At 69.8% G+C, this 17,779-nt stretch carries 14 protein-coding genes; 13 read left to right on the top strand and 1 reads right to left on the bottom strand.

The genetic code is table 11. The features are described 5' to 3' along the window. Positions 1-166 precede the first annotated feature (166 nt). From ACFYZL_RS05700 to ACFYZL_RS05675, 6 genes are all read left to right on the top strand, one after another. Entirely contained in the window at positions 167-820 is a 654-nt protein-coding gene (locus ACFYZL_RS05700; RefSeq protein ID WP_388676355.1) for a TetR/AcrR family transcriptional regulator, read from the top strand. A gap of 254 nt (positions 821-1,074) precedes the next feature. Beyond that, the gene (locus tag ACFYZL_RS05695) at positions 1,075-2,160 is read left to right on the top strand and encodes an S-(hydroxymethyl)mycothiol dehydrogenase (protein WP_388676352.1); all 1,086 of its coding nucleotides are present in this window, start codon (positions 1,075-1,077) and stop codon (positions 2,158-2,160) included. After that, positions 2,160-2,792 (top strand): MBL fold metallo-hydrolase, encoded by a 633-nt coding sequence (locus ACFYZL_RS05690; protein ID WP_384749205.1) that lies wholly within the window; start codon positions 2,160-2,162, stop codon positions 2,790-2,792. Before ACFYZL_RS05695 ends, ACFYZL_RS05690 begins: the two co-directional genes overlap by 1 nt. 275 nt (positions 2,793-3,067) lie before the next feature. Continuing rightward, positions 3,068-3,430, top strand: coding sequence for a bifunctional 3-phenylpropionate/cinnamic acid dioxygenase ferredoxin subunit (locus ACFYZL_RS05685; protein ID WP_388676348.1), 363 nt, complete (start codon positions 3,068-3,070; stop codon positions 3,428-3,430). After that, entirely contained in the window at positions 3,427-4,629 is a 1,203-nt protein-coding gene (locus ACFYZL_RS05680) for an NAD(P)/FAD-dependent oxidoreductase (protein ID WP_388676345.1), read from the top strand. The genes ACFYZL_RS05685 and ACFYZL_RS05680 overlap by 4 nt, the downstream gene beginning before the upstream one ends. A 129-nt stretch (positions 4,630-4,758) precedes the next feature. Further along, positions 4,759-5,892: an aromatic ring-hydroxylating dioxygenase subunit alpha gene (locus ACFYZL_RS05675; protein WP_384749214.1), complete on the top strand. Its 1,134-nt coding sequence runs from the start codon at positions 4,759-4,761 to the stop codon at positions 5,890-5,892. A gap of 79 nt (positions 5,893-5,971) precedes the next feature. Here the strand turns inward: ACFYZL_RS05675 and ACFYZL_RS05670 are convergent, their stop codons facing one another. After that, positions 5,972-6,769 (bottom strand): IclR family transcriptional regulator, encoded by a 798-nt coding sequence (locus ACFYZL_RS05670; RefSeq protein WP_384757533.1) that lies wholly within the window; start codon positions 6,767-6,769, stop codon positions 5,972-5,974. A 153-nt stretch (positions 6,770-6,922) separates the two neighbouring features. Here ACFYZL_RS05670 and betA point away from each other — a divergent pair, with 153 nt between their 5' ends. The 7 genes from betA (at position 6,923) to ACFYZL_RS05635 (ending at position 17,778) form a co-directional block, all read left to right on the top strand. After that, positions 6,923-8,593 carry a choline dehydrogenase gene (gene betA, locus ACFYZL_RS05665; protein WP_384757536.1) on the top strand — a complete coding sequence of 557 codons (1,671 nt, stop codon included), beginning with the start codon at positions 6,923-6,925 and terminating at the stop codon, positions 8,591-8,593. A 3-nt stretch (positions 8,594-8,596) separates the two neighbouring features. Then, the gene (locus tag ACFYZL_RS05660) at positions 8,597-9,430 is read left to right on the top strand and encodes a 5,10-methylenetetrahydrofolate reductase (protein ID WP_384757539.1); all 834 of its coding nucleotides are present in this window, start codon (positions 8,597-8,599) and stop codon (positions 9,428-9,430) included. Between the two features lie 150 nt (positions 9,431-9,580). After that, positions 9,581-11,050: an aldehyde dehydrogenase family protein gene (locus ACFYZL_RS05655; protein WP_384757542.1), complete on the top strand. Its 1,470-nt coding sequence runs from the start codon at positions 9,581-9,583 to the stop codon at positions 11,048-11,050. Positions 11,051-11,070: 20 nt separating this feature from the next. Then, on the top strand, positions 11,071-12,162 hold the full coding sequence (locus ACFYZL_RS05650; RefSeq protein WP_388676339.1) for a glycine betaine/L-proline ABC transporter ATP-binding protein: 1,092 nt from the start codon (positions 11,071-11,073) through the stop codon (positions 12,160-12,162). Beyond that, entirely contained in the window at positions 12,162-14,135 is a 1,974-nt protein-coding gene (locus ACFYZL_RS05645) for an ABC transporter permease (protein ID WP_388676336.1), read from the top strand. The genes ACFYZL_RS05650 and ACFYZL_RS05645 overlap by 1 nt, the downstream gene beginning before the upstream one ends. A 14-nt stretch (positions 14,136-14,149) precedes the next feature. Continuing rightward, on the top strand, positions 14,150-15,127 hold the full coding sequence (locus tag ACFYZL_RS05640) for an ABC transporter substrate-binding protein (protein WP_388676333.1): 978 nt from the start codon (positions 14,150-14,152) through the stop codon (positions 15,125-15,127). A 209-nt stretch (positions 15,128-15,336) separates the two neighbouring features. Next, on the top strand, positions 15,337-17,778 hold the full coding sequence (locus ACFYZL_RS05635; RefSeq protein ID WP_388676330.1) for an FAD-dependent oxidoreductase: 2,442 nt from the start codon (positions 15,337-15,339) through the stop codon (positions 17,776-17,778). Position 17,779 lies beyond the last annotated feature (1 nt).

The following is a 17,779-nucleotide window of genomic DNA, read 5'->3' as shown; positions in this document are numbered from 1 at the left end:
CCTGGGTGGGGTGGGTCGTACAGGCGGGCCGCGCCGGCCGTGGGGGCGGAGGCGCACAGGCAGCCCTCACTCCCATCGCCCTGACTAGATTTTCAGTCTAGACTAGGGATCTAGATTTTCGGAACCTAGACTTGTGACCTGCATCTCCGGAACCGAAAGTGAGCTCATGTCCACGTCAGAGACCGGGTCCGGGCTACCCGCGGTGCAGGCCCCGATCGACAGGAAGCGCCAGCCCAGCGGGGACGAGGCGCGGGGACGGGCGATGCGGGCGGCCATCAGCCTCATCGCGGAGAAGGGCACGGCGGCCCTGCGGATGTCGGACATCGCCGCGCGGGCCGGCATGAGCACCGGGCACATCCTCTACCACTTCGGCAAGAAGGACCGGCTCCTGCTCGAAGTCCTCGTATGGAGCCAAGCGGACCTCTGGGAGAGGTTCCGGCAGGCCGCGGACCAGGCCGCGTCCCCTGCGGAGAAGCTGGACCTCTTCATCCGGTTCTACCTGCCCCGCCACCAGGGCGACGAACGCTACGCGCTGTGGACGCAGGTACTGGCCCAGCGCCACGACGACGCGAGCCGACAGGTCCTCACCGAATTGCTGGACGGCTGGGACGAGCGACTGGAAGCCATCCTTCGTGAGGGCCGCGAGCTGGGCCACTTCGCCGACGTGGACCTCCGCGAGTTCACCATCCGGGCGGTGGCCATGCTGAGCGGTCTCTCCGAAGACGTGATGTTCGGAAGGTCTCGCTGGCGGCACGCCTCCGCGCACGCGTTCGCCCTGTCCGCCCTCGAACGCGAACTGCGTCCGCCCGGTCGGACGTGACCACGTGCGGAGCCGTTGATCCCACGCTCGTGCGACGGCTCGCGCCCGACACCGACCTCGGGTCCGATGTGACCTCGTCCGCGTCTCTGCCCGTTCCGAACGCGCCGCCGGCCTTCGAGCGGGAGTCCCGTGCGACCCGGACCCGAGCCGGGTTCCTTGACCGCTGCTTCGCCCTCCGCGATGCTGTGTTGCGGAAGGCGAGATACGTGCCGTAATAGGCAACGTCCGAAACCTCTGTCAGTCGAGGAGTGGCCATGACTCAGCAGGTCCGTGCTGTCGTCGCGCGGAGCAAGGGCGCCCCCGTCAGCCTGGAAACGATCGTCGTGCCCGATCCCGGCCCGGGGGAGGCCCTGGTCAAGATCGAGGCCTGCGGCGTCTGCCACACCGATCTGCACTACCGCGAGGGCGGCATCGGCGACGAATTCCCCTTCCTGCTGGGGCACGAGGCCGCGGGCGTGGTCGAGGCGGTCGGCGAGGGGGTCACGGACGTGGCCCCGGGTGACTTCGTGATCCTGAACTGGCGTGCCGTGTGCGGCCAGTGTCGCGCGTGCCTGCGCGGGCGGCCCTGGTACTGCTTCAGCACGCACAACGCGAAGCGGAAGATGACCCTGACCGACGGCACGGAGCTCTCGCCGGCACTGGGTATCGGCGCTTTCGCCGAGAAGACGCTCGTCGCGGCCGGGCAGTGCACCAAGGTGGACCGGGCGGCGTCGGCGGCCGCCGTCGGGCTGCTGGGATGCGGTGTGATGGCGGGCATCGGTGCAGCCGTCAACACCGGCAACGTCGGACGCGGTGACAGCGTGGCGGTCATCGGCTGCGGCGGCGTGGGAGGCGCGGCGATCGCCGGATCGAGCCTGGCGGGCGCGGCGAAGATCATCGCGGTCGACATCGACGACCGCAAGCTGGCCACCGCGAAGAAGCTGGGCGCGACCCACACGGTCAATTCCGGTGAGACGGACGCGGTCGAGGCGGTGCGCGAGCTGAGCGGCGGATTCGGCGCCGACGTGGTCATCGACGCGGTGGGTCGTCCGGAGACGTACCGACAGGCCTTCTATTCGCGCGATCTCGCCGGGACGGTCGTGCTGGTCGGCGTACCGACCCCGGAGGCGAAGCTGGAGCTGCCCCTGCTGGACGTCTTCGGCCGGGGCGGGGCGCTGAAATCGTCCTGGTACGGGGACTGCCTGCCCTCCCGTGACTTCCCGATGCTCGTCGACCTCTACCTGCGGGGCCGTCTCGACCTGGACGCCTTCGTCACCGAGACCATCGCGCTGGACGAGGTGGAGAAAGCCTTCGAGCGCATGCGCCAAGGTGATGTCCTGCGCTCGGTGGTGGTCTTCTGATGGCGGGCATCCGCATCGAGCGTCTCGTCACGTCGGGGACGTTCTCGCTGGACGGCGGCACGTGGCAGGTCGAGAACAACGTGTGGATCGTGGGCGACGACGACGAGGCGCTGGTCATTGACGCCGCCCATGATGCCGACGCCATCGCGCGGGCCCTCGGCGGACGCACCCTGCGCGCGATCGTGTGCACCCACGCGCACAACGACCACATCGACGCCGCGCCCGAACTGGCCGACCGCACCGGCGCCCCGATCCTGTTGCACGCCGAGGATCTGCCGCTGTGGAAGCAGACCCATCCCGGTCGGACGCCCGACGGCGAGCTGACCGACGGGCAGGGACTCACCGTCGCGGGCACCGAATTGACCGTGCTGCACACCCCCGGCCACGCCCCCGGCGCCGTCTGCCTGTACGCCCCGGCACTCGCCGCACTCTTCAGCGGCGACACCCTGTTCGCCGGCGGGCCGGGAGCGACGGGGCGGTCGTACAGCGACTTCCCCACCATCATCGAATCGATCGGCAAACGCCTCCTCGCGCTGCCCATGGACACCACCGTGCACACCGGCCACGGAGAGACCACCACCATCGGGGCCGAGGCGCCGCACTTCCAGGAGTGGCTCGACCGGGGTTTCTGAGCGCCCGGCGACGGCCCCGCCCCGACGTGCGCGGCAACGGCCCGGCCAGGTGACGGACCGTGTGGCCGGCACCGACGGCGGGGCTGTCGCCGCGCCCTGCGAGGGCCCTGTCCTACCTGCTCACATGCGCCTTCGAGGTCGCTCCGGCCTGCCCGGAAATCCTGCGCCGGAGCCCGCGCAACCAGGCCTCTGGACGCCTTGACAGCGGTTCGGCGGGGCCCGCAGACTTGCGTTGCGCTCACCGCAATTCGTTTCGCTATACGCACCGAGGTGTCATGATGATTCCCGCGTGCCGTCTCGCGGATCTGCCGCGAGGCGAGGCCCACCGGCTCGACATCCATCCGCCGGTCTCCGTGTTCCACACCGATGACGGCGAGCTCTTCGCCATCGACGACACCTGCACCCACCAGGACGCCTCGCTCGCCGACGGCTGGCTGGAGGGCTGCGAGGTGGAATGCCCGCTGCACGCTTCGAAGTTCGACCTGAGGACCGGAGCGGTGGACGCCCCGCCGGCCAAGCTGCCGGTGCGGACCCACGAAGTCGTGGTCGAGGAAGGCGTGATCTACGTCCGGCTGTCGCCCGGGGGCCACGGCCTGCCGCCCTGCGTCGCCTCCCGCCCGGCCGGAGGCCCCGCGTGAGGACCGTCGCCGTGGTGGGCGCCTCCCTGGCCGGACTGTCGGCCGCCCGCGCACTGCGTAAACGGGGGTACGACGGTCGGCTGGTCGTCATCGGCGACGAACCCCACCGCCCGTACGACAGACCGCCGTTGTCCAAGGAGTTCCTCGCCGGAGCCCTCGGAGAAGCGGATCTCGCCCTGGAGGGGGAGGACGAGGACCTGGGGGCGGAGTGGGTGCTCGCGAACCGCGCCACCGGGCTCGACCGCAACGAGCGTGCGATCCGGCTCGCCGACGGCCGGGAGATCCGCGCCGACGGCGTCGTCATCGCCACGGGTGCGGCCCCGCGCACGCTGCCGGGTGCCGAAGGCCTCGCCGGCGTGCACGTGCTGCGCACCCTGGAGGACGCCCGCTCCCTGCGCGACGACCTGGCCCGCGGCGGCCGGCTGGTGGTGATCGGCGGCGGATTCATCGGCGCCGAAGTCGCCTCCACCGCCTGCGGACTCGGCCTCGACGTCACGGTCGTGGAGGCCGCGCCGACACCGCTGGCCGGATCGCTCGGCGAGAGCATGGGCGCAGTCGTCTCCGCCCTCCACGCCGACCACGGCGTCCGGCTGCTGTGCGGGGTGGGGGTCAAGGGGATGAGCGGGGGCGGGCGCAATGCGTTGGGGGTTCCCCCGGACCGAGCCCGGGGGAGGGTCGACGCCGTTTTGCTGGACGACGGCCGCAGCATCCCCGCCGACATCGTCGTCGTCGGTGTCGGCGCGCGGCCCTGCGTCGAGTGGCTGGAGGGGTCCGGCGTGGCACTCGACAACGGAGTGAAGTGCGGCGCAGACGGCCGCACCAGCCTGGCCGGAGTCGTCGCCGTCGGCGACTGCGCCAACTGGTACGACCCGCGTACCGGCGGTCGCCGCCGGGTCGAGCACTGGACCGGTGCGCGCGAACGGCCCGACGCCGCCGTGGCCGCACTGCTCGCACACGGCGCGTCGCCACCGGGTGTGCCCCGGCCTGCGTACTTCTGGTCCGACCAGTACGGAGTGAAGATCCAGTTCGTCGGGGACTCGGGCGGCGCCGACAGCGTGACGGTCGAGGAAGGCTCCACGGACGAACGCAGCTTCCTGGCCGTCTACCGGCGGGCCGGCACGCCGGTCGCCGTGCTCGGGTTGAACCAGCCACGACCGTTCACCCGTTGGCGCAAGCGGCTCACCGCCGCCGAGTCGTGACACCGGGACGCGAGTTCGCCTCCTGCGTTGCAGACGGTACGTAGCGCTTCTTCATGCGCAACGGTTGCCCGAAATCGGCCTTCGCCGCGGGTGACCGATCCTTCCATGACGATTCCCGAGGAGTGCAGCGTGACCCCGACAAGCCTGCCGGACAGCCTGATCGCCACCCTCCCCGGCTCCTCCTACACGGATCCGGGCATCTTCGCCCTGGAGCAGGAACGCATCTTCGAAGCGATGTGGTTCTGCGTGGCGCGCGCCTCCGAGCTGTCCAAGCCCGGCGCCTTCCGCACCGTCGACGTGGGCCGCGAGAGCATCCTCGTCACCCGGGCCCGTGACAACTCCGTACGCGCCTACTTCAACGTCTGCCGGCATCGCGGCGCCAAGCTCTGCACGGAGGAGACCGGCGAGGTCAAGCGTGCCTTCCAGTGCCCGTACCACGCCTGGACCTACGGCCTCGACGGCAAGCTGGTCGCCGCGCCGAACCTCACCAAGATGCCCGACGTCGGGCGTACCGAGTACGGACTGGTGGGCGTGGCCGTCCGGGAATGGCTCGGCTACGTGTGGGTCTGCCTGGCGGAGAACCCGCCCTCCTTCGAGGAGGACGTCATGGGCGCGGCGGTCACCCGCCTCGGCGACGCGGAGTCGATCGACCGCTACGACATCGGCAACCTCGCGGTGGGCAAGCGGATCGTCTACGACGTCGAGGCGAACTGGAAGCTCATCGTCGAGAACTTCATGGAGTGCTATCACTGCGCCACGATCCACCCCGAACTCACCGAGGTGCTACCGGAGTTCGCCGAAGGCTACGCGGCCCAGTACTACGTCGGTCACGGGGCGGAGTTCGGCGAGGAGATCCAGGGCTTCACCGTCGACGGCTCCGAGGGCCTCGACCGCATCCCGGGAGTGTCCGAGGAGCAGGACCGCCGCTACTACGCGATCACCGTCAAGCCCCAGGTGTTCATCAACCTCGTCCCCGACCATGTGATCTTCCATCGCATGTACCCGGTGGCGGCCGACCGCACGATCGTCGAGTGCGACTGGCTCTATCTGCCCGGCGTGGTGACGAGCGGCAAGGACGTCAGCCGGTCCGTGGAGCTCTTCGACCGCGTCAACCGCCAGGACTTCGAGGCCTGCGAGCGCACCCAGCCCGGCATGAGCTCCCGGCTGTACGCCAAGGGCGGTGTGCTCGTGCCCAGTGAGCACCACATCGGCGCCTTCCACGACTGGGTGCACGAGCGCCTCGGCACCCGGCAGCCGCAGTAGTTTGGCCGGGTGCCGGGTGCCGGGTGCCCGCGCGCACGCGTAGGCGCACGGATGCTGCACGCGTAGGCGCACGGATGCTTCAGCCGAGGTATCCCATGCGATGGCTGACTTCTTCCGCGCCCTTGACCAGCACCGGAGCGAGTTCGTGCATGCGTTCCTCGGTGAACCGGTAGGAGGGTCCGGAGGCGCTGATCGCGGCGATGACCCGGCCGTCGCGGTCGCGGACCGGTGCCGCCATCGCGTGCAGTCCGATCTCGAGTTCCTCCAGGGTCCAGGCGTAGCCGCGCTCGCGGGCCTCGGAGAGGTTCTTCTCGAGTTTCGTCTTCGCGGTGATCGTGTGCGGGGTCAGCTTCTTCATGCCTGACTCCCCGAGCAGCGCGGCGCGCTCCTCGGGGGGCAGGTGGGCCAGCATGATCTTGCCGCTGGAAGTGGCGTGGAGCGGGGTCAGCTGGCCCACCCAGTTGTGCGCGGTGATGGCGGCATGACCGCGCACCTGGTAGAGGTTGATCGCGTAGTGCTCCTGCAGCACGGCGATGTTGACGGTCTCGCCGATCTCCTCGGCCAGGCGCTCGCAGACCGGGCGTCCTTGCTGGGTGATGTCTATGCGTCCGGTGACCGCGCCCGCCAGCCGGACGATGCCGAAGCCGAGCCGGTACTTGCCGCGCTCGCCCGACTGCTCCACCAGGCCGCGCGTCTCCAGAGCGCCGAGCAGTCGGAACGCGGTGGACTTGTGGACATCGATTTCGGCGGCCACCTCGCTGACGCCCGCCTCGCCGCGCTTGGCCAGGATCTCGAGCACGCTGATGGCCCGGTCGACGGACTGCACCCCGCCGGCCTGTGCGCCGTGCGTTTCGGCATCCGGACTGAAGTTGCTCATAGCGGAACTATAGGCGCTGTAAACAACGTTTCTGCAAGCAACCCGGCCGAATTGAAGGCCCGTAAGTTGCGTACTTCGCAACCTAGTGCGCATAGCGATACCCGTATTAGCATGCCCCGCGTATGGACGACGCGAGCGAGACGAGGTACCACCATGGCTCCTCTGCACTACGACTTCGTCATCGTCGGCGGTGGATCGGCCGGCAGCGCACTGGCGAACCGACTTTCTGCCGACCCCGACAAGCGGGTGCTCGTCCTGGAGGCGGGTCGGTCCGACCATCCCTGGGACGTGTTCATCCACATGCCCGCGGCCCTGACCTACCCCATCGGCAGCCGCTTCTACGACTGGAAGTACGAGTCCGAGCCCGAGCCGCACATGGGCGGCCGGCGCATCTACCACGCGCGCGGCAAGGTGCTCGGCGGCTCCAGCAGCATCAACGGCATGATCTTCCAGCGCGGCAACCCCATGGACTACGAGCGCTGGGCCGCCGACCCCGGCATGGAGACCTGGGACTACGCCCACTGCCTGCCGTACTTCCGGCGGATGGAGAACTGTCTCGCGGCCGATCCCGACGACGAGTTCCGCGGCCACGACGGTCCCCTCGTCCTGGAACGCGGCCCGGCCACCAACCCGCTCTTCACCGCCTTCCTGAAGGCGGTCCAGGAAGCCGGCCACACCCGCACCGACGACGTCAACGGCTACCGGCAGGAAGGGTTCGCCCCCTTCGACCGCAACATCCACCGCGGGCGGCGCCTGTCCGCGTCCAAGGCGTACCTCCACCCCGTGCGGAAGCGGCCCGGCCTCACCGTCAAGACCCGTGCCTTCGTCACCCGCGTCCTCTTCGAAGGCAAGCGCGCCGTCGGCGTCGAGTACCAGCGCGGGCGAGGTGCGCCGCAACAGGTCCGGGCCGGTGAGGTCATCCTGTGCGGCGGCGCCGTCAACACCCCGCAGCTGCTGCAGGTATCCGGCGTCGGCAACGCCGCCGAACTGTCCGCCCTCGGCATCGACGTCGTTCACGACCTGCCGGGCGTCGGCGAGAACATGCAGGACCACCTGGAGGTGTACGTCCAGTACGCCTGCGAGCAACCCGTCTCCATGCAGCCGTACATGGCGAAGTGGCGCGCCCCCTTCATCGGGCTGCAGTGGCTGCTGCGAAAGGGGCCCGCGGCGACCAACCACTTCGAGGCGGGAGGCTTCGCCCGCAGCAACGAGGAGGTCGACTACCCCAACCTGATGTTCCACTTCCTGCCGGTCGCGGTCCGCTACGACGGCTCCTCTCCGGCCGGCGGCCACGGCTACCAGGTGCACGTCGGGCCCATGTACTCCGACGCCATCGGCTCCGTCAAGATCAAGAGCAAGGACCCCCGCGAGCACCCGGCCCTGCGCTTCAACTACCTGTCCACGGAGCAGGACCGCCGCGAGTGGGTCGAGGCGATCCGCGTGGCCCGCGAGCTCCTCAACCAGCCCGCGCTCGCCGCCTTCAACGGCGGCGAGATCTCGCCCGGACCCTCCGTCGAGACCGACGAGGAGATCCTCGCCTGGGTGGCCAAGGAGGGGGAGACCGCCCTGCACCCCTCGTGCACCTGCAAGATGGGCACCGACGAGATGTCCGTCGTCGACCCGCTGAGCATGAGGGTCCACGGGCTGGAAGGGCTGCGCGTGGTGGACGCGTCGGTCATGCCGTACGTCACCAACGGCAACATCTACGCGCCGGTGATGATGATCGCCGAGAAGGCCGCCGACATCATCCTCGGCAAGGAGCCCCTGGCGCCCTCCAAGGCCGCGTACTACCGTCACCGCGACGCCCGGCAGCAGGCAGGGTAGGGCGTGGGCGCCGAAGCCCTGCGAGCGATGCTCGCCCGCGTCCGCTACGAGGTGCTGCCGGCGAGGGCGACCGAGGAGAAGGTCCTCGCCGTCGTCCCGCGCGACGTCGTGCTCACGGTCACGGCGTCGCCCGTCAAGGGGCTGGAGCCGACCCTCGCCCTCACCGAGCGGCTCACGGCGCACGGATACCGCGTCGTCCCGCACGTGCCCGCACGGCTGCTGCGCGACGACGCGCACCTGAAGGACGTCGCCGAGAGGCTGCGTGCCGCGGGTGTCGACGACGTCTTCGTGCCCGCGGGGGACTCCGGCCGGCCGGCCGGCCCCTACGAAGGGGCCCTTCCGGTGCTGCGCCGGCTCGGCGAACTGGGCAGGCCCTTCGCGCACATGGGGATCACCGGCTACCCGGAGAGCCATCCGTTCATCCACGACGACATCACCATCCAGGCGATGTGGGACAAGCGCGCGCACGCCACGTACATCGTCGGCAATCTGTGCTTCGATCCGCGCGTGCTCGGCGAGTGGATCGCCCGGATCCGGCGCCGGGGCGTCACGTTGCCCGTGTACGTGGGAGTCGCGGGCCCCGTGCAGCGGGCCGCGCTCCTCTCCCTGGCGACGAAGATCGGGGTGGGCGAGTCGACTCGCTTCCTCACCCGGCACCCCTCCTGGTTCCTGCGGTTCGCGACGCCCGGGGGATACGCACCCGAAAGGCTCCTTCGGCGCGGCGCGCAGGCGCTCACCGCGACGTCGGCCGGCGTTGCGGGACTTCACCTCTTCACGTTCAACCAGATCGCGGAGACCGAGAGGTGGCGCCGCGCGCTGCTCGACCGGATCGGCTGATCGCCCCGGCGGGCGATCCGAACCGGTAACGCAGATGTTCCAGATCGACAACCGCTGACCTCTTGACGGCCGTCGGCCCATTCGGCCAGGGTTTCACCACAAGCAATGCAATGCATAATGCGCAACGAATTCCCATTCGAAGGGCATGGCGTGGCAGATCTGTACGTGGACGGAGAATGGCGCGCCGCGGTGGCCGGCGGCCACCGGGAGATCCGCTGTCCGGCAGACGGCGCGCTCGTCGCGAAGGTGTCGGAGGGAACGCGCCCCGACACCGGGGCCGCGATCGCCGCGGCCCGTCGATCCTTCGACGAGGGGTCCTGGCCGCGCACCCCCGAGCGCGAGCGCGGCGCACTGCTGCTGCGCACGGCCGACATCATCGAACGCGACGCCAAGGACTTCGCCCGCGCCGAGTCGCTCGACACCGGCAAGCGGCTGGTGGAGAGCGAGTACGACATCGCCGACGTCGTCTCCTGCTTCCGCTACTACGGCGGCATCGCCGGCACCAGCGCCGGCCGGGTGGTCGACACGGGACGCGACGACGCCCTCAGCCGGGTCACCTACGAACCCGTCGGTGTCTGCGGGCTGATCACCCCGTGGAACTATCCGCTGCTCCAGGCGTCCTGGAAGGTCGCCCCGGCCCTCCTCGCGGGCAACACCATCGTGCTCAAGCCGAGCGAACTCACGCCCTCCACCTCGATCCTGCTGATGAAGGCGTTCGAGGAGGCCGGCCTCCCGGCGGGCGCGGCCAATCTCGTCCTGGGCGCCGGAGCGGAGGTGGGCGCGCCGCTGTCCGAGGACCCGGCGGTGGACATGGTGTCCTTCACCGGTGGCCTGGAGACCGGCCGCCGCATCATGGCCACCGCTGCCCGGACGGTGAAGAAGGTCGCCCTGGAACTCGGCGGCAAGAACCCGAACGTGGTCTTCGCCGACGCCGATTTCGACACCGCGGTCGACTTCGCGCTCACCGCCGTCTTCCTCCACTCCGGCCAGGTCTGTTCGGCCGGGGCCCGTCTGATCGTCGAGGACTCCTTGCACGACGCCTTCGTCGACGAGGTCGTGCGCCGGGCCCGGCTCATCCGTCTCGGCGGACCCTTCGACCCCGAGGCCGAGACCGGTCCGCTGATCTCCGCGCAGCACCGGGAGAAGGTCGAGAGGTACGTCGAGGCGGGTCTCGCCGAGGGCGCCGTACTGCGCTGCGGCGGCGAACGCCCCGTCGATCCCGCGCTGGCACGCGGCTTCTACTACCCGCCCACCGTCCTCGACGAATGCCGGCAGGACATGCGCGTGGTGCACGAGGAGTCCTTCGGACCCGTGCTCACCGTCGAGCGCTTCCGCGACGAGGACGACGCGGTCCGCATCGCCAACGACACGGAGTACGGACTCGCCGGAGCCGTCTGGACGCAGGACGCGGGCAAGGCCCAACGGGTCGCGCGCAGGTTGCGGCACGGAACCGTGTGGATCAACGACTACCACCCCTACGTGCCGCAGGCGGAATGGGGTGGCTTCGGGCACTCGGGTGTGGGCCGCGAGCTGGGACCGACCGGCCTGGACGAGTACCGAGAGCCCAAGCACGTCTGGCAGAACATCCAACCCCGGCCGCAGCGCTGGTTCCGCGGCTGAACGCCGAAATGAGGTCGATCGTGACCACAGCACAGACCGAGGTGTCGCAGCGGCGCGGCACGTCCCAGGACCCCGAGGACCGCACCCCGGTCATCTCCGTGCGCCGGCTGTGGAAGGTGTTCGGGCCGAAGGCCGACCGGGTACCGGAATCCGAGGAACTGCGCGGGCTGACCCGCCGCGAGCTCATGGAGCGCACCGGTTGCACCGCTGCCGTGCGCGACGTGGACTTCGACGTGTCGCCCGGTGAGGTCTTCGTCGTGATGGGGCTGTCGGGCTCCGGCAAGTCCACCCTGGTGCGATGTCTCACCCGGCTGATCGAGCCGACCGCGGGCGAGATCGTCTTCGAGGGCGAGGACATCCGCGGCGCCGACCCGAAGCGGCTGCGCGAGCTGCGCCGCAGCAAGTTCTCCATGGTCTTCCAACACTTCGGTCTGCTGCCCCACCGCCGGGTCGTCGACAACGTGGCCTTCGGCCTGGAGATCCGCGGCATGGGCAGGGCAGAGCGCTCCAGGAAGGCCCTCGAAGTCGTCGAACTGGTGGGCCTCGCCGGCTACGAGAACTCCTACCCAGACCAGCTTTCCGGCGGTATGCAGCAACGGGTCGGCCTCGCCCGCGCCCTCGCCGGGGACCCCGACGTCCTCTTCTTCGACGAGCCGTTCTCCGCGCTCGACCCGCTGATCCGCCGCGACATGCAGAGCGAGGTCATCCGCCTGCACCACGAGGTCGGCAAGACGATGGTGTTCATCACCCACGACCTCTCCGAGGCCCTGAAGCTGGGCGACCGCATCCTGATCATGAGGGACGGCAGGATGGTCCAGTGCGGTACCGGCGACGAACTCGTCGGTGCTCCCGCCGACGACTACGTCCGGGACTTCGTCAAGGACGTGCCGCGCGGCGACGTGCTCACACTGCGCTGGATCATGCGCCCCGCGCAGCCCGGCGACGAACTCGACGGCCCCGAGCTGGGCCCGGACGTCGTCGTGCGCGAGGCCACCCGGGCCGTGCTGGCCGCCGAGAAGCCGCTCAAGGTCGTCGAGGACGGCAAGCTGCTCGGCATCGTCGGCGACGAGGAGATCCTTTCTGTCGTCGCCGGGCAGGAAGGCGGTGCGTGATGGCCGTCGCCGCCGCCGCGACCGCGCCGGCCGCGACCGTTCGCAGGACCGGCCGCCCCATGGTGGTGGCCGGGATCCTCATCGTCTGGCTGGTGCTCTTCGCCGCCCTGCACGGCCGGCAGACGCTGTCCCTCGCGGCGGCCGATCTCACCGCTCTGCACCGACGGCTGAACGACGTCAACGACACCATCGGAGCCAACCGAAACTCCAACCCGCTCTTCCTCTACTTCTTCAATGAGATCCGCCTGGTCATCGACAACCTGGTGACCTTCATCCAGTCCCTGATCTCCCAGCCCACCGGGGGCCGTCCGGTCCCGCAGATCGGCTGGCTCGGCGTCATCGGGCTCACCGGCTACGTCTCCTGGGCCGTCGGCAACTGGCGCGTCGCCCTGCTCGCCGTGGCCGGCTTCGCCTTCCTCGGACTGCAGGGCCTGTGGTCGCAGAGCATGGACACCCTGGCGCTGACCCTCTCGGCCGTCACCGTGGCGCTGCTGATCGGCATCCCGCTCGGTGTGTGGGCCGGTCTCTCCGACCGGTTCAACCGGATCATGACGCCCTTCCTGGACTTCATGCAGACGATGCCCACCTTCGTCTACCTCGCTCCGTTGACCCTGATCTTCCTCATCGGGGGGGCCGCCGCAGTGATCACCACGGTGATCTACGCGGCACCGCCCGCCATCCGCATCACCGCGCACGCCATCCGCTCCGTGCCCCGCACCACCGTCGAGGCGGCGGACTCACTCGGCGCGACGCGTTCGCAGCAACTGCTCAAAGTGCTGCTGCCGATGTCCAAGCGCACCGTGGTGATGGGCGTGAACCAGACCATCATGGCCGCCCTGGCCATGGTGACCATCGCCGCCCTGATCGACGCGCCGGGCCTCGGCAAGACGGTCGTGCAGGCGCTGCAGTCACTCCACGTGGGCACCGCCTTCAACGCCGGCCTCTCCATCGTCATCATGGCCATCGTGCTCGACCGGGTCACCACGGCGGCGGCCGGACGCGCCGAGGCGGCCCGCCGCTCCGGCGGCCACCTCCTCACGTGGCGCCGGCCGCTGCTCGCGGCGGGCGGGATCGTGGTGGCGGCGCTGGTCTACCTGTCCCACACCTACGTCTGGGCGGCCGAGTTCCCGGGCGACGGCAGCGTCGGCGGTCACATCGTGAGCGCGGCCGACACCACGACCACCTGGCTGCAGGACCATCTGTCGGGCCTGACGAACGCCCTCAGGGACGTCACCACCCACGTGCTGCTCAACCCGTTCCAGGCCCTGCTCACCGAGTCGCCGTGGTGGCTGGTCGGCGTCGTCCTGGTCGCGCTCGGAGCGGTGATCGGCGGATGGCGCGCCGGGGCGACGGCCGCGGTGTGCGTCGGACTGCTGGTCGGGACGGGACTGTGGTCGGACGGCATGACGACACTCGCCTCGACCGCCGTGGCCACGGTGCTGGTGATGCTGTTCGGTGTCGTCTTCGGCGTGTGGATGGGACGCAGTCCGCTCGTGGACCGGCTGGTGCGGCCCAGCCTGGACGCGGCACAGGTCATGCCGCCGTTCGTCTATCTGGTGCCGTTCCTGGCCCTCTTCGGCGCCACCCGGTTCACCGCCATCGTCGCGGCCGTCGTGTACGCGGCGCCCGTGGCCATCAAGATCATCGCGGACGGCGTGCGGAACGTGCCCGCGACCACCGTGGAGGCGGCCACCTCCGCCGGGTGCAACACCTGGCAGATCATCACCAAGGTCCAGCTGCCGATGGCACGCGGCGCCCTGACCCTCGCGACCAACCAGGGCCTGATCTACGTGCTGTCGATGGTTGTGGTGGGCGGCCTGGTAGGCGCGGGCGCCCTCGGCTACGACGTCGTGGCCGGCTTCTCGCAGGGACAGCTGTACGGGAAGGGGCTCGCCGCGGGGCTGGCCATCGTCCTTCTCGGAGTCATGTTCGACCGGATCACTCAGGCAGCGGCGCGGCGTACCGGTGCGTAAAGGAGCTACTGACCATGGCAAGGCAAGCGAAACTGTGGAGGGCCGGCGCGGTCGGCATGACGGTCCTCGGCCTCACCCTCACCGCCTGCGGCGGTGCGAAGATCGGTGACGGCTCCTCGGCATCCGGCGGCTCGGGCGGCCCGGGAAAGTGCGGCACCTTCAACCTCGCGGTCAACCCGTGGGTGGGTTACGAGGCGAACGCGGCGGTCGTCGCGTACGTCGCGGAGCACGAACTCGGCTGCAAGGTGGTCAAGAAGGACCTGAAGGAAGAGATCGCCTGGCAGGGCTTCGGGACCGGCGAGGTCGACGCGGTCCTCGAGAACTGGGGGCACGACGATCTGAAGAAGAAGTACGTCACCGACCAGAAGACCGCCGTCGAGGCCGGGCGGACGGGCAACAAGGGTCTCATCGGCTGGTACGTGCCGCCGTGGCTGGCCAAGGAGCACCCGGACATCACCGACTGGCAGAACCTCGGCAAGTACGCGGACCGGTTCAAGACGTCCGAGTCGGGAGGCAAGGGGCAGCTCCTCGACGGTGACCCGTCGTTCGTCACCAACGACGAGGCCCTGGTGAAGAACCTGGGCCTGGACTACAAGGTCGTGTACGCGGGCAGCGAGACCGCCCTCATCCAGACCTTCCGCAAGGCGGAGAAGGACAAGGAGTGGGTGATCGGCTACTTCTACGAGCCGCAGTGGTTCATGTCCGAGGTGCCGCTCGTGAAGGTCAAGCTGCCCGAGTACAAGGAGGGCTGCGACGCCGACGCGGAGAAGGTCGCGTGTGACTACCCCGTGTACGAGCTCGACAAGATCGTCAGTACGAAGTTCGCCGCATCGGGCAGCCCGGCCTACGGACTGGTGAAGAACTTCAACTGGACGAACGAAGACCAGAACGCCGTGGCGAAGTCCATCGCGGTGGACAAGATGTCCCCGGAGGCGGCGGCCAAGAAGTGGGTCGACGCGAACCACGACAAGGTGAAGGCCTGGCTGAAGTAGCACGCGGTCGACGGAGGCCGGTCGGTGATGCCCGGCGGACGGCGCGCGCACGCGGCGCGCCGTCCGCCGGGCATTGCCGTGTTCCGGCTGTTCCGCGACGTCATGCTCCCTTGACACCCCTCGTCGGCGGCGGGCACATTGAGTTGCGCAACCTGATTCAAGTTGCGCACAAAGCAACGTTGCCGGTTTCCGAGTTCGGAGGTTGGACGATGGCGGGACCCCGGGTGGTCATCATCGGAGCAGGCGTTGTGGGGGCGGCCCTCGCGGACGAGGTCTCCGCCCGCGGCTGGACCGAAGTGACCGTGGTCGACCAGGGCCCCCTCCCGGCCACCGGGGGTTCCTCCTCGCACGCACCCGGTCTGGTCTTCCAGACGAACCCCTCCAAGACCATGACGGAACTGGCCCGCTACACCATCCAGAAGTTCGGCTCCCTCGATGTGGACGGCAAGCCCTGCTTCCTCCAGGTAGGCGGCCTGGAAGTCGCCACGACCCCCGAGCGCCTCGCCGAACTCCACCGCCGCCACGGCTGGGTCACCGCCTGGGGCATCGAGGCCCGCCTGCTGAGCCCCGAGGAGTGCGTCCGGCAACACCCGCTGGTCGACCGCGACAGGATCCTCGGCGGTCTCCTCGTCCCGACGGACGGCATCGCGAAGGCGGTCCTCGCCGTCGAGGCCCAGATCCGCCGGGCCACCGAGCGCGGCGTGTCCTTCCTGCCCCGCCACGAAGTCCTCGACGTGACGCAGTACGAGGGTCGGGTGACCGGCGTGCTGACCGACCGGGGCGAGATCCCCGCCGACGTCGTCGTCTGCTGCGCCGGCATCTGGGGCCCGAGGATCGCCCGCATGGTCGGGATGAACCTGCCGCTCACCCCGCTCGCCCACCAGCTCGCCTGGACCGGCCCGATTCCCGCCCTCGCGGGCCAGACGGAGGAGGCGCTGCGCCCGATCCTGCGCCACCAGGACGCCGACCTCTACTACCGCGACCGCTTCGACGGCATCGGCATCGGCTACTACGGCCACCGCCCGATGCCCGTCTCCGCCGACGACATCCCGTCCGTGGACGAGGCCGAGACGATGCCGTCGGTCCTGAAGTTCACCGAGGAGGACTTCGAGGACGCCTGGACCGAGACCCGGTCCCTGCTCCCGGCGACGAAGGAGGCGAAGGTCGAGGAGGGCATCAACGGCCTGTTCTCCTTCACCACCGACGGCTACCCGCTGCTCGGCGAGTCCCCGCACGTCGAGGGCTTCTGGGTCGCCGAGGCCGTCTGGGTCACCCACTCCGCCGGCGTGGGGCGCGCCATGGCCGAATGGCTGGTCGACGGCTACTGCTCCTCCTTCGACCTGCACGAGTGCGACGTCAACCGCTTCGAGCCGCACCAGCTGTCCCCGGAGTACGTCCTGGCCCGAGACTGCCGGAACTTCGCCGAGGTCTACGACATCCTCCACCCCCTCCAGCCCTCGGGCGAGCCGCGGCCGATCCGTACGAGCCCCTTCCACACCCGCCAGCGGGAACACGGCGCGTTCTTCCTGGAGGCCAACGGCTGGGAGCGCCCCCAGTGGTACGAGGCCAACGCGTCGCTCACCGACGGCCGCTCCATCCCCACCCCCAACGACTGGGCCGCACGCTACTGGTCGCCCATCGTCGGCGCCGAGGCCCAGGTCACCCGGGAGACCGTCGCCCTCTACGACATGACGGCCCTCAAACGCCTGGAGGTGAGCGGCCCGGGTGCCGCCGCGTTCCTGGAGCGGCTGTGCACCGGCAAGGTCGACAAGTCCGTCGGCTCGGTGACGTACACCCTGCTCCTGGACCACGACGGCGGCATCCGCAGCGACATCACCGTCGCGCGCCTCGCCCGCGACCTCTTCCAGGTCGGAGCCAACGGCAACCTCGACCTCGACTGGTTCACCCGGCACCTTCCCGTCGGGGGAGGCCCGGTCCAGGTCCGCGACATCACGGCCGGCACCTGCTGCGTCGGCCTGTGGGGACCGCTCGCCCGCCAGGTCCTGCAGCCCCTCACCGACGAGGACTTCTCGGACGACGGCCTGAAGTACTTCCGGGCCAAGCGCGCCCACATCGGCAGTGTCCCGGTCACCGCGATGCGCCTGTCGTACGTCGGCGAGCTCGGCTGGGAGCTGTACACCACCGCAGACCTGGGCCAGAAGCTGTGGGACACCCTGTGGGCCGCGGCCGAACCGCTCGGTGGCATCGTCGCCGGCCGTGGCGCCTTCAACAGCCTGCGCCTGGAGAAGGGCTACCGTTCCTTCGGCACCGACATGACCTTCGAGCACGACCCCTACGAGGCCGGCGTCGGCTTCGCCGTCAAGCTCGACAAGGGCGACTTCATAGGCAGGGCGGCACTGGAGCACCGCAGGGCCGACGTACGGCGGAAGCTGACGTGCCTCACGATCGACGACCCGCACGCCGTCGTGATGGGCAAGGAGCCGGTCTACGACGGCGACCGCGCGGTCGGCTACGTCACGAGCGCCGCCTACGGCCACACGATCGGCAAGGGCATCGCCTACGCCTGGCTCCCGACCGAACTCGCCACCCCCGGCACCACCCTGCGCATCGGCTACTTCGACCAGCGCGTCGAGGCGGTCGCCGCCCGGGAGCCCCTGTTCGACCCGACCATGTCCCGCCTCCGCGGCTGAC

This window comes from Streptomyces sp. NPDC001717 (assembly GCF_042892775.1).
Classification (GTDB): domain Bacteria; phylum Actinomycetota; class Actinomycetes; order Streptomycetales; family Streptomycetaceae; genus Streptomyces.
Note: the sequence above shows the minus strand (reverse complement) of the source record. Positions and strands in the feature narration are given on the sequence as shown.